This is a genomic window from Kitasatospora sp. NPDC058444 (assembly GCF_042721415.1).
In the GTDB taxonomy this organism is placed as follows: Bacteria; Actinomycetota; Actinomycetes; order Streptomycetales; family Streptomycetaceae; genus Kitasatospora.
Map to the genome: position 1 here is coordinate 1 of NZ_JBHXLL010000007.1, position 12,569 is coordinate 12,569.

Genomic DNA, 12,569 nt, shown 5'->3' on the forward strand with positions numbered 1-12,569 from the left:
CCGCTGCCGGGCGGCAACGACGTCGCGAAGCAGACCGTCGCCGCGGACGCGCTGACCACGGCCCCGGCCGGGTCGATGCGCCTGGCGTCCGCGCCGGGCGCGATGGTGCTGGCGGCCACGACCGGCAGCGCCGGGCCGAGCGGCGACTACAAGGCGACGCCGCTCTCCAGCGCGTCGTCGTGGTCGACGGCGCTGAACAGCGGCGCGTTCACCTGGTCGTACGACATACCGCTGACCACGATGCCCGGCGGGCTGACCCCGAAGATCGGCCTGTCGTACAACTCCGGTGCGATCGACGGCCGCACGGCCAACAGCAACAACCAGGCCTCCTGGGCGGGTGACGGCTTCGACCTGTCGCCCGGCTTCGTCGAGCGCAGCTACAAGGCCTGCGCCGACGACGGCGCCCCGAAGACCGGCACCAACAGCCCGGGCGACCAGTGTTGGGGGACGGACAACGCGACGATCAGCTTCGCCGGGCACTCCGGTGAGCTGATCCCGGTCTCCGGTGACGAGTGGCGGATCAAGAACGACGACGCGACGAAGGTCGTGCGTGTTCGTGACACGGGCCGGGGCAACGGCGACAACGACGGCGAGTACTTCCGCGCCACCACCACGGACGGCACGAGCTACTACTTCGGTTACAACCGCCTGCCGAACTGGTCGGCGGGCAAGCCGGAGACCAAGTCCGTGTACACGGTGCCGGTCTACGGCAACAACGCGGGCGAGCCGTGCAACGGCGCGGACTTCGCGTCGTCGTGGTGCCAGCAGGGCTGGCGGTGGAACCTGGACCTGGTGGTCGACGCCCACGGCAACGACATCACCTACTGGTACACGCCGGAGACCAACAACTACGGCCGCAACCTGAAGGCCACCGACCGCACCCCGTACGTGCGGGGCGGCCGTCTGGAGCACATCGAGTACGGCCAGCAGCAGCAGGACGTGTACTCGGCCTCCGTCAAGCCGATGGGCCGGGTCGACTTCGGCACCGCCGAGCGCTGCCTGGAGACCACGGCCGGTACCTGTGATCCGGCGAAGATCGACGCCAACCGGCAGTACTGGTACGACACTCCGTGGGACCAGAACTGCAAGGACGGCACCGACTGCACCGGTCAGTACTCGCCGACCTTCTTCACCCGCACCCGCCTCACCCAGATCGCGGCCAAGACCCTGCAGGGCGACGGCAGTTACGCCACCGTCGACACCTGGGACCTGACCCACAAGTGGGGCACCGCCGACTTCGACTACCAGCTGCTGCTGGACTCGATCAAGCACACCGGCTCCTCCGCCACCCCGTCCGTCGCGCTGCCGAAGACCACCTTCGCCTACAAGCAGCTGGCGAACCGGCTCGACAAGGTCGGCGACGGCCGCATGCCGTTCATCAAGCAGCGGCTCGGCACCGTCACCGACGAGCTCGGCGGCCAGATCGACGTCAACTACTCGGCCGCGGCCTGCGACTGGAACAACCTGCCCACCCCGCAGACCAACACCACCCGCTGCTTCCCGCAGATGTACCAGCCGTCCAACGACGTGCCGGTGACCACCGAGTGGTTCAACAAGTACGTCGTCGACGCGGTCATCGCCACCGACCGCACCGGCGGCGCACCCGACATGGTCACCCACTACACCTACCTCGGCGACGCCGCCTGGCACTTCGACGACGAGGACGGCCTGACCAAGGACAAGCTCAAGACCTGGTCGCAGTGGCGCGGCTACGCCCGCACCCGGGTGGAGACCGGTGGCGTCACGGGCATGACGACGCAGGCCGACCACTACTTCCTGCGCGGCATGGACCAGGACCGTAACAACCCCGCTGACAAGAACGGCAAGCGCGCCGTCACCGTCGACGACGGGCAGGGCACCGTCCTGACCGACGACAACGCATGGGCCGGCTACGAGTACCGCACCGAGCAGTACGACAAGCCCGGCGGCGTCATCCTCTCCAAGACCGTCAACACGCCGTGGAAGCAGGAGACTGCCAAGCGCGTCCGCGACTGGGGCACCACCACCGCCAACCTCACCGGTACCACGGTCACCCGCACCTTCACCTCCCTCGACAAGGGCGCGGGCAACAGCTGGCGCGAGACCCGGCGCAACGTCACCTTCGACGGCTACGGCCGCAACACCGTGATCGAGGACCTCGGTGACGTCGCCGTCGGCAGCGACGACAGGTGCACCCGTCTCAGCTACGCAGACAACGTGCCCGCGTGGTTCCTCGCCGGCAAGGTCCAGGAGGAGACGGTCGCCGCGAGTTGCGGCGCCGCCGTCAACCGGGACACCCAGGCCGACGGGACCTCGGCCGTCCTCTTCGACGTGCGCTACCGCTATGACGGGCAGGGCTTCGGCGCGGCGCCGACCAAGGGCGACGTCACTCTCACCCAGACCCTGAAGAGCCGCACCGGCAACAGCGCCACCTACCTCGACAACGCCACCGCCTACGACGGCTACGGGCGGACGGTGGGCACCACCACCGTGGCCTCCACCACGGTCTACGACCTCACCGGCGCCACCAACCCGGTCACCACGGCCTCGCCGAGCGCCCGGGCCAAGACCACCGCCTACACCCCGGCCACCGGCCGGCCCACCAGGTCCGTGGACACCACCCCGCCCGCCAAGGCCGGGGATGCCACCACCACCCAGACCAACACCACCGACTACGACCTGCTGCGCGGCCTGGCCGTCGACACCCTCGACACCAACAACCGCCGCACCGACCTCCAGTACGACGCGCTCGGCCGCACCCTCAAGGTCTGGCTGCCCGACCGTCCCAAGTCCGGCGGCAACCCCGACTACGAGTACGTCTACGCCATGGCGGACGGGCAGATCACGGCCGTCACGACGAAGACCCTCAACGAGGACGCCACCCAGCGGAGCCTGTTCACCCTCTACGACGGCTTCGGCCGAGCCCGGCAGAGCCAGTCCCCGGGCGACAACGGCGGCCGCGTGCTGACCGACACCTTCTACGACGAGCGCGGCCAGGCCGCCCTCGCCTACGCCCCCTACTACGCCACCGGCGCCCCGTCGCCGGTGCTGCGCACCGTGGACGACACCACGGGCGTGGAGACCCAGAACGCCAACGTCTACGACGGGCTCGGCCGAGTCGTCAAGTCGACCGTGCTGGCCGGCAACGGCGTCGGTACCCCGCTCGCCACCACGCTCACCGAGTACGGCGGCGACCGGGTCACCGTCACCCCGCCCACCGGCGGCACCCCGACCACCACCATCACCGACGCGGCGGGCCGGACCGTCGAGCTGCGCCAGTACAAGGCGGCCACCCCCACCGGGGCCTACGACGCCACCACCTACGGCTATGACCCGGCCGGCCACCTCAACAGGTTGACCAACCCGGCCGGCAGCGTCTGGACCTGGTTCTACGACCAGCTCGGCCGCCAGGCCACGGCCGTGGACCCGGACACCGGGACCTCCGTACGTGTCTACAACGACCTCGGGGAGTTGACCGGCTCCACCGACGGCCGCGGGAAGACCGTCAGCCGCGTCTACGACAACCTCGGCCGCCTGGTAGAGACCCACGACGGTCCGGTCACCGGGCCGCTGCTGACCTCGCAGGCCTGGGACCCGTCCGGCAACAAGGGTGTGCTGTCGTCCAGCACCCGCTACAGCACCGTCGGCGGTACGACCTACCAGTACAAGACCACCTACTCGCTGTTCGACGCCCTCGCCCGGCCCACCCGCACCACGGTGACCGTCCCGTCCGTCCCGGGCCAGGAGGCCCTGGCGGGCAGCTACATCAGCGGGTCCAGCTACCGGCTTGACGGCCAGACCAGGTCGGTCGCCTACCCGGCGGCCGGCAACCTGCCGGGCGAGTCGGTGGCCCTCAGCTACGACGCCATGAACCGGCCGATCGGCTCCGACGGCCTGACGAAGTACCAGACCGGCCAGACCTACAGTCTCACCGGCAAGCCCCTGCAGACCACGCTCGGCAACGGCACCACCGGCAAGGAGGTGTACGTCACCAACGGCTACGAGTGGGGCACCCAGCGCCTGGCTTCCAGCCGCACCGACCAGTACGGGGTCACCGGGGCCGCGCGCGCCGCCGCCTACACCTACGACCAGGCCGGCAACGTCACCTCGGTCACCGACACCTCGCGCTCCGGCACCGACCGGCAGTGCTTCCGGTACGACTACCTGGCCCGTCTCACCGACGCGTTCACGCCCGCCGGTGCCGACTGCGCGGCCGCTCCGAGCGGCTCCGCCCTCGGCGGTCCGGCACCGTACTGGACCAGCTGGACCTACAACACCGACGGCACCCGGGCCGGCGAGACCCGGCACGACCCCGCCGGCAACACCGGTCAGGACAGCACCACCAGCTACACCTACCCCGCCGCGACCGCGGCCCGCCCGCACAGTCTGAGCTCCACCTCCACCGTGACCGGCGCCGTCGGCGCTCCGGTCGTGGAGAGCTACGACTACGACGCCGGCGGCCACACCACTGGGCGGCACCTGTCGCCTTCCGGCAACCGGACCGGCGACCAGTCCCTGACCTGGGACACCGAAGGCCGCCTCGCCGGCCTCACCGAGACCGTCAAGACCACGGCGGGCACCACCGTCACCACCACCAACAAGACCACCGACTACCTGTACGACGCAGGCGGCAACCGCCTGCTCGGCCACACCCTCGACACCGCCGACCCGGCCGCCGAGAACTGGACGCTCTACCTCGGCGGCACCGAACTGAAGCTGGTCAAGGGCGCCGCCAAGGCCACCGCCACCCGCTACTACCAGCTCGGCGCGGCCACCGCCGTCCGCACCGACGACAACAGGCTGACCTTCCAGGTCAACGACCACCACGGCACCGCCGAGGTCGGCATCGACGCCGCCACCGGCGCCGTGGACCAGCGCCGCTCGCTGCCCTTCGGCGGCACCCGCGGCACCACCCCCGCCACCTGGGCCGGCACCCGGGGCTTCCTCGGCGGCACGGCTGAGCCCACCGGCCTCACCCACCTCGGCGCCCGCGACTACGACCCGGCCACCGGCCGGTTCATCAGCGTGGACCCGGTGCTGGTCGGCACCGACCCCCAGTCGCTGGCCGGCTACACCTACAGCAACAACAACCCGCTCACCCTCAGCGACCCCACCGGCCTGCGCCCCGACGGCGAGGCCGGCGGCTTCAGCAACCAGGTGGCCCACGGGCTCACCGAGACCTGGTCGCCCGATGGCAACGGCGGCTGGAACTGGCACCAGAGCATCGTCTACTCGGCGATCGGGAAGCCGTCAGTCCGCATCGACAACACGGTCAACCTCAACGCCAGAACCGACAGGCGCAAGCCCGCCCTCTCGTGGACGTCCGAAGTGCTGGGGTACAACGACAACCCCACCTGGCACGCCATCGCCCACGTCGTGGCCGAAGTCAGCGGTGTGAACGACGCTCGCCGCTGCGTCAACGGGGACGCGACCAGCTGCGTCATGGCGGTCGCGGGCCTCCTGCCGGTCGGCAAGGTCGCCAAGGGCGTCAAGCTCGCCGAGGAAGGATCGAAGCTCGCCACCGGGGCGGCCCGAACCGGAGACGATGCCGCCCGCCTCGCCGCAAAGGAGTCGGACGACCTGGCCAGGCTGGCCAAGAAGTCGTGCGACAGCAGTGGCAAAAAGTGTGGAATCGGCCGGGAGCTGATCGGTGACGAGAGGTCAGACCACATCCTTGAAGGTCACAAACACCCGGGGGCTCCGGGCAAGGACGCTTTCCCGGAGGGATGGGATGATGACCAGATTCTGGATGCTGTCGCTGACGTGGTGACGAGTCCGAATAGTCAAAGGACCTGGTACAAGGGGTCTGCCGTTCATGCCGAGAGGACCCTTAAAACCAGGAGGGGCGAACCTGCGGTTCAGGACGTGATCGGGACCGTAGGAGGGGTAAGGATTCTGGTGCGTTACGAACCTCTCACTGGAAAGGTGCTCACGGCGTTCCCGCAATGAGGGCGTAGTTTGATCATTCCAGGGTGTGAAATATTCGGTGATTGGAGGATCGTGGAGAGAAATGAAAGCCTGATGGAAATTCTGCATCGTCTGGATGATCCGGCATGGACAGAAGCGCCAGCTGACTACGATGCAGCCGATGCCGCAGCTTCATTCAGTCGCCTGGCTGTGCGGCTGGGTTCTCGCTTCTCGGCGCCTTGTGTGATCGATCGAGACATCCAGGACTCTGCCCAGTACGGACGAATCGAGGTGCCGGGGGAAGTCGCGGTTTGCGGGACGAGGATTGTTGTCCTGGTGAGCAAGTTCAAGCCATTGGCGATGGTGGCGGCCGATAACCCTGGCGCCTTCTTGGGTACGGACGAGGCACTCGCTGAAGGCGAGCTCGACGCGAGTGACCTTGAGAAGGTAGAGCAAGTTCTTGCTGGATCCGGGTACGTGGCGGTTCCGGAAGAACTTCTCGAAATCCGCTATGACGGATCCACTCTTCTGCCTTTCCATGGTTCTGGGGAGCCCACTTGGTGGGACCGGTTCTTCGGTTCTTTCTGATGGGTCTCAAGTGCCGGGTTCCATAGCTTTGGCACTTATGGGGTACATGGGATTATATATTCGATTCGATCCGGTCGCGCGCTAAGAAGGGCCATGCAGTGACAAAGATCAGCCCCGCCGAGCGATGCCTGGCGGGGCTGATCTGGTGTCTGACGGCAGGAGGTGACGGCACCGTCAGCGGAGAGACCAGCTTGGAGCAGCGCGGTCCGACTGCGCGGCAATGGAACTCACACGCACCGCATTCCCCCATGTCGCCCGGCCCTGCATGGCCGGGCGGCTTCACATTCACGACCGGTGGGGCGGGGCTCGCCGAAGATCGACCCTGGTCACCGTGCCAGTACCCACGTTCGAGATGCGCTCTCCGCACCGCCTCCACGGTGACCATCTTCCAGGCGTACGCCCCGGAGATCGGCCTTCCGGCTGCACGGGACGGACGCATCGGAGACCAACCTCACTCAGCACGATCAAGGCCAGCGTCAGACTGGCTGTCCGCTGTCAGAGGGTGGCGGCACGCAGCACGATCAGGGCGACGGAGGCCATGGTGAGGACCACCGCCGGAGACGCGCCCTTGCGGTCGCCGACGCGCAGGTGGAAGGCGACCGCCCCAGCGAAATAGAGCGTCAGGCCGATCGCGGCGGCGATTCCGACGGGTGCCCACCAGAGTCCGGCGATCACACCGGCCGCGCCCGCGATCTGAGCGCCGATCAGGAAAGCCATCATGCTCTGCGGCACTCCGAGGGTGGACATCTGCTCGGTGATGTGCCGCGTCCGCAGAGACTTGGCCCCGGCCGATACCAGGAGAAGCGCCGACATGAACACGGTGACGACGGCAAGGGAGACGAACATGGCTGAAACCTCAATCGTGCGAAATGCGAGTAAGGGGGCGTGCGCACCTCGACGACGATAGGCGGCCATCAGGTACCTCCAGGTAACCTTCGGGGCATGAGCCTGCGACCCGGAATTGCCTTCCTCGCCGACTGTCCCGCTCTCCTGGCCATGGAGATCATCGCCAGCAAGTGGTCCATGGTCACGCTCTTCGCGCTGACCGACGGCCCGTTGCGCCACGGCGAGCTGGTCGAGCTGAGCGGTGGCATTTCGCGCAAGGTACTGACCCAGACGTTGCGCCGGCTCCAAGCCAACGGGCTCGTCGAGCGGCACGCGTACGCCGAGGCGCCGCCGCGCGTGGAGTACGGCCTGACCGATCTCGGGCGAACCCTGGAGGAGCCCATCAGGATGCTCACCGCATGGGCGCGGGAGAACGGCGAGGCGGTCGTCACCTTCCGGGAAGCAGCCGAGGCGGCCAGGACCATCGAGGCGGATCAGGCGACCCCGGTGAAGACCCCTCATGTTGATGAGAACCCGAGCCGTTTCTGATCAATAGAAGAGGCTGGACCTGTAGACCCTGCCGTCGCCGGAGACTTGGCCATCCTCGTGATCGGGGCCCTCCTGCAAGAGGCCAACGACGACCGTCGCCTCAGGGTCAAGCCCCTGGTCCTGAAGGAGCTCCCGCAACCGAACCCAGAGGGCGCTCGTACCAGTCCGCAGATACTCGGTGTACTGGAGACGATGCTCGAAGCCGTGAGCTCAGCCTTCCAGTCCGCCCGGCGCAGCGGCACGGATGAGGCCACCCATGATCGACGACGGGCGGCGGCAACGACAGGTCGCTCCGCAGCAGATCAAGAACTACAGCTGGAGTACTAACCTGGCCCGATGGAACTCCTCGAGGACGAGCTCGACCCCGCCCGCTGGGCGCACCTGTGCAGCGGGCCCGACCACTACCCGGGCGGTGGGGCGGACATTCCCGAGGTGCTGCGCGGACTGGCCGGGGCGGAGGACCATGCCGAGGCCCGCAAGTGGGCCGACCGCCTGTACGAGCTGGTCTTCCACGACCACTCCGGCGGCTACCTGCTCCCGGCGGAGCAGGTGGCGCCGCAGCTGGTGCGGCTCGCCTCCTCGGAGCGGGCCGGGGTGCGGGCGGTGGCGCTGGGGTTCCTGGTGTACCTGGGCGCCGGCGGGCCGCTCTGGGCGGAGGACTGCCCGGGCGCCGGGGGCTTCGACCGGCGCGTCACGGACGCGGTGTGGGCGGGCCTGGAGACGTACTACGCGCAGCTGAAGGCCCCCGAGGTGACCGTGCGCGTGGCGGCCTTCGTCCTGATCACCGTCCTGGAGCACGAGGCCATGCTGGCGCTCAGGGGTGCCGCGCGGATGGCGGCGGAGGCGGGGCCGCCGACCACCTCGGAGCGCTATCGACGCACCGTCGAACGGCTCCACGAACACGACTGGGACCCGGCCTTCCGGCGGTACCTGGGGCTGGCGAAGGTCGATCCCCTGTTCGGCCACGGCGAGGAGTACCGCGGCATCGAGTACACCTACTGAGCCCTCCGGAGACGCGTCCTAGCGTCCGAGGTGGTCCGCCAGGGCCTCGATGGTGCGCCGGCGCATGGTGTACAGCGACACCGCGGAGCCGTCCGCGAAGTGCAGCCGGAACCGTGCCATCGCCTGCAGCCTCGGGCGCCGCTCCACCCGCAGGACCGCCTGCCGCGGGGCGTGCCACAGCAGCCGGCCGGCCTTGCGGACGTCCAGCGCGGTGACGAACGCGGTCCGGCGGTCGGTGACGGCCAGCAGCCTGGTCCGCACCTCGCCCGTCGTCGTCGGGAAGCCGCTCGCGAGGCTGCCCGACTGCCCCGACACCGCGCCGAGTCGCCCCAGCGTGTTGCCGACCCGCGCCCCCGCCCCGTCCCCGACCCCGCGCGCCCCGGCCACCGGCACCACCGTCGCGACGTCCAGCAGGCGCTCGCCCGGCTCCAGCAGGGGTTCCACGGCACGGCGGTAGCGGTTCAGCAGAGCTTCGGTCATCCCGCAAGCGTAGATCGGCAGGTGGACGGCCCCGCACCGGGCGTAGGTCCGCGGCCCGATACGCCGCTCCGGGATCCCGCCTACGGTCCTTGCCCGTGGACACGACAGGGATTCTGGACGAAGCGCTCCAACGACTGCACACCACGGGGCCCGAACGGCTCGGACGGCTCACCAACCACGCGCCGATGGCCGTCGAGGCCCTCACCGCCCGCGGACAGGCACGTGCCGTGCACCGCTGGCTCGACCTGTACGCGCGCAAGCTGGAGGACCTCCCGTCCCGCGTCGAGCCGGTCACGGACGCCAACTGGCGCTCGGCACTGGGAGATTCGGGACGTGCGGCCGACTGGATCGGCCACTTCGAGCGGGAGGTGGCGGAGCACCCCTGGCGCGAGGTGCTGGAGCGGTGGTGGCCCCGGCTGCTGCCCGGCCTGTACGGCGGCTCCACGCACCCGGTGATCCGGGTGGGGCACGCGGTGCGCACGCTGCTGGCCGGCGAGAGCACCCGGCCGCGCCTGGCGGAACTCGCCCACGGCCTCGGCTACTGGGCCGCCCGCCACCGGCCGGTCGCGGCGCCCGCCCGACTGCCCGGCGCCCCTGGCGCGGCAGCCGCCCTCGACGCGGTGCCCGCCATCGCCGCCCAGGACGGCGGCTTCCCGGACCGCCTCGTCCACGTCACGGCCCTGCCGGTGTGGACCGGAGCCGAGGCGACGGAACCGGGGCAGGCGCACGGCCGCCTCACCGAACTGGTACGGGCGGCGACCCACCGGTACGCCGCCTACGGCCACGGCGAGGAGACGATGCTCGTCCACGCGGCCACCGCCCCCAACGCCGTGCTGCGCACGCTGCCCGCGCTCCCGCGGGCGCTGTGGCCGGCGAGCCTGCGGGCGGCCTGGACGGCCTGCGCGGCGGTGACGGCGATGTACACGCCCGCGGAGCCGGTCGCCTACGTGCCGCCCGGGGCGTTCACCCCGGAGGAGGTCTTCGAGCGGGCACTGGCACACGGCGACGAACACGTCATCAAGCTGGCGGACACCGCCCTCGACGTCGGCGACGCGCCAGCCCTGGCGGCGGCTCTGCGGGCCGTGGAGCTGAGCACCCCGCCGGGGTGAGGAGGCGCCCCGAGGGGCCGCCGGGATTCGTCCACCGGGCGCGTCGTCGGATCCGGCGGCGCGAACGTGTACATGAGGGGCGGCAACTCCCCGACGGCGCTTGCCGCATGCCCTCCGAACGCCGACCCCGACGCCCGCGCGACCGTCGCGCGCAGACCGTGACCGTGCACCTCACCGCCTCCGCCACGAAGGAGTCCTGACCATGCGGAAGTTCATCCTCGACCTGGTCGAGCGCACCGTCGCCACGTACGCCGCGGCGTTCCTCGGCCTGCTGCTGGCCGACAAGTTCGACCTGACCTCGATCGGCGCGCTCAAGGCGGCGGCGGTGGCGGCACTGCCGGCCGCGCTGAGCGTACTCAAGGGCGCGGTGGCGACCCGGGTCGGCGACCCGGCCTCCGCCGCCCTGCTGGGCCGCCCGCGCGAGTAGCGGGGCCGGCCGGCGACAGGGGCGTGCGGGGTGCGACGTCGTGTCGCACCCCGCACGTCGGAACGCGAACTCCTGCTGGCGCGGCGTCACGTCGCGCGCCCTTATCGCGCGCCCCTCGCCTCGCGCCGGGTCCGCCCCGTGCCGGTGGGCCGACAGCGCGGACGGTGAGCTGCCGGTGGGATGTGAGCGGCCTCCGGGACCTTGGGAGGCGGGCGTGACCGGCCGCGATGCGCGGGGCCCGCCCGTACCGCCGGATCCGCCCCTCCGAGTTCCAGGAGCCCGCCATGACCTCCCTGCCCCCGCCCCCGCCGTGGGACGTCCACCGGCCGCCCCGTGCCGAGGGGAAGAACGTCCTGGTCACCGGCGGCAACGCGGGCATCGGGTACTTCGTCGCCGAGCAACTCGCCGCCACCGGGGCCACGGTCGTCCTCGGCAGCCGCGACCGGGCGAAGGCCGAGGCGGCGATCGCCTCCATCGGCGCGCGCGTCCCCGGCGCCAGGGTGGCGCACCTGCCATTGGACCTGGCCGACCTCGCCTCGCTCGGCCCGTCCGTGGACGCGCTCGGCCTGGACCGGCTCGACGCGGTCGTCCACAACGCCGGCGTGGCGCTCGACCACCCGCCGCGCCGTGAGACCGCCGACGGGCACGAGCTGATGTTCGCCACCAACCACCTGGGGCACTTCGCGCTGACCCACCACCTGGCACCCCTGCTCGCGGCCGCACCAGGGAGCCGGATCGTCACCACCGGCAGCTTCGCCGCCAAGTCCGAACGCCTGGACCCCGACGACCTCCAGAGCACCCGCGACTACCGGCCCAAGCGCACCTACGCGCGCTCCAAACTGGCCCAGATGCTCTTCGCCGTCGAACTCGACCGCCGCCTGCGCGCCGCCGGCGGCACGACGCTGAGCGTGCTCGTCCACCCCGGCGGCGCGCTCGACTCCCTCACCCCCTCGCGCCCGCCGGTCCACGTCCGCACCACCGGCGAGCGGCTGCGCCACCTGCCGCTCGGGCTCGTCGTCCAGGGCAAGGACGCCGCCGCGTGGCCCGCCGTCCGGGCCGTGCTCGACCCGGGCGTGCGCGGCGGCCGGATGTGGAGCCCCCGCGCGTTCGGACTGCGCGGCGCGCCCAGGGCCGAACCGCTGTGGGACCACCTGACCGACACCGCGACCGCCGCGCGGCTGTGGGCGGCCAGCCGCGAGCTGACCGGCCTCGACCCGGTGCCCGGCCTCGTGGGATGACCTTTCAGGGCTGCTCCCAGCGGACGCGGCGCAGCCCGAGGTCGTCCAGCAGGTACGTCGCGTCGCCGCGGCGGATCGCGTCGGTCGCGGCGATCGCCTCCAGCTCGCCCAGGAGGCGGTCGCGGTCCGCCGCGGGCAGCCGGCTCAGCCAGTGCGCGATGCGGGGGAACTCCATGTCCAGGTTGGCGAAGTCGAGCGAGACCAGGATCGCGGCACGCACGTTCTCGTAGGTCGCCGGCTTCGCGCTCCCGGGAGCCTGCGGCTCTCCCCACTCCTCGGACATGGGACGCACTCTATGCCCTCTATGCCCTGCCGCCGCTTCGCCGGGCTCCGGCGCCGGAACGCAGAGAGACCGCTCGGGCCACCAGGGCCGGGCGGTCTCTGCTGTCCGGGCGGGCCCATGCGCCAACACGGCCCGCTGCCGATGTTCCCGAGAATGTTGGAGTGAACAGCGCCCCCCGGGTT

At 70.6% G+C, this 12,569-nt stretch carries 10 protein-coding genes and 1 pseudogene; 8 read left to right on the plus strand and 3 right to left on the minus strand.

Features of this window, described 5'->3' with window-relative positions; genetic code table 11:
* The 3 genes and pseudogenes from ACFWP2_RS10390 to ACFWP2_RS10400 all read left to right on the plus strand — a co-directional run.
* On the plus strand, nt 1-5,928 hold a 5,928-nt coding region (locus ACFWP2_RS10390; protein WP_380449945.1), incomplete at its 5' end, for an RHS repeat-associated core domain-containing protein.
* A 72-nt stretch (nt 5,929-6,000) separates the two neighbouring features.
* On the plus strand, nt 6,001-6,474 hold the full coding sequence (locus ACFWP2_RS10395; RefSeq protein WP_380449946.1) for a hypothetical protein: 474 nt from the start codon (nt 6,001-6,003) through the stop codon (nt 6,472-6,474).
* 377 nt (nt 6,475-6,851) lie between these two features.
* A pseudogene (locus ACFWP2_RS10400) lies at nt 6,852-6,914 on the plus strand (DUF4291 domain-containing protein); the annotation flags it as partial.
* 55 nt (nt 6,915-6,969) lie between these two features.
* Here ACFWP2_RS10400 and ACFWP2_RS10405 read toward each other — a convergent pair.
* Complete coding sequence (locus ACFWP2_RS10405) at nt 6,970-7,389, minus strand: DoxX family protein (RefSeq protein WP_380449947.1); 420 nt, start codon at nt 7,387-7,389, stop codon at nt 6,970-6,972.
* 27 nt (nt 7,390-7,416) lie between these two features.
* Between ACFWP2_RS10405 and ACFWP2_RS10410 the strand changes: the two genes are divergently transcribed.
* Complete coding sequence (locus ACFWP2_RS10410; RefSeq protein WP_057606767.1) at nt 7,417-7,848, plus strand: helix-turn-helix domain-containing protein; 432 nt, start codon at nt 7,417-7,419, stop codon at nt 7,846-7,848.
* Nucleotides 7,849-8,184: 336 nt separating this feature from the next.
* Nucleotides 8,185-8,850 carry a hypothetical protein gene (locus ACFWP2_RS10415; protein WP_380449948.1) on the plus strand — a complete coding sequence of 222 codons (666 nt, stop codon included), beginning with the start codon at nt 8,185-8,187 and terminating at the stop codon, nt 8,848-8,850.
* 18 nt (nt 8,851-8,868) lie between these two features.
* Here ACFWP2_RS10415 and ACFWP2_RS10420 read toward each other — a convergent pair whose 3' ends face one another.
* On the minus strand, nt 8,869-9,330 hold the full coding sequence (locus ACFWP2_RS10420) for a hypothetical protein (protein ID WP_380449949.1): 462 nt from the start codon (nt 9,328-9,330) through the stop codon (nt 8,869-8,871).
* Between the two features lie 95 nt (nt 9,331-9,425).
* Between ACFWP2_RS10420 and ACFWP2_RS10425 the strand changes: the two genes are divergently transcribed.
* The 3 genes from ACFWP2_RS10425 to ACFWP2_RS10435 all read left to right on the plus strand — a co-directional run bounded on the left by ACFWP2_RS10425 (nt 9,426) and on the right by ACFWP2_RS10435 (nt 12,104).
* Nucleotides 9,426-10,439, plus strand: a complete 1,014-nt coding sequence (locus ACFWP2_RS10425) for a questin oxidase family protein (protein WP_380449950.1) — start codon at nt 9,426-9,428, stop codon at nt 10,437-10,439.
* Nucleotides 10,440-10,641: 202 nt separating this feature from the next.
* Nucleotides 10,642-10,866 (plus strand): holin, encoded by a 225-nt coding sequence (locus ACFWP2_RS10430; RefSeq protein ID WP_360351044.1) that lies wholly within the window; start codon nt 10,642-10,644, stop codon nt 10,864-10,866.
* A gap of 284 nt (nt 10,867-11,150) precedes the next feature.
* The gene (locus tag ACFWP2_RS10435) at nt 11,151-12,104 is read left to right on the plus strand and encodes an SDR family NAD(P)-dependent oxidoreductase (RefSeq protein ID WP_380449951.1); all 954 of its coding nucleotides are present in this window, start codon (nt 11,151-11,153) and stop codon (nt 12,102-12,104) included.
* Between the two features lie 4 nt (nt 12,105-12,108).
* On the opposite strand, the gene ACFWP2_RS10440 is transcribed toward ACFWP2_RS10435, so the two are convergent.
* Nucleotides 12,109-12,387, minus strand: coding sequence for a hypothetical protein (locus tag ACFWP2_RS10440; RefSeq protein WP_380449952.1), 279 nt, complete (start codon nt 12,385-12,387; stop codon nt 12,109-12,111).
* Nucleotides 12,388-12,569: the final 182 nt, after the last annotated feature.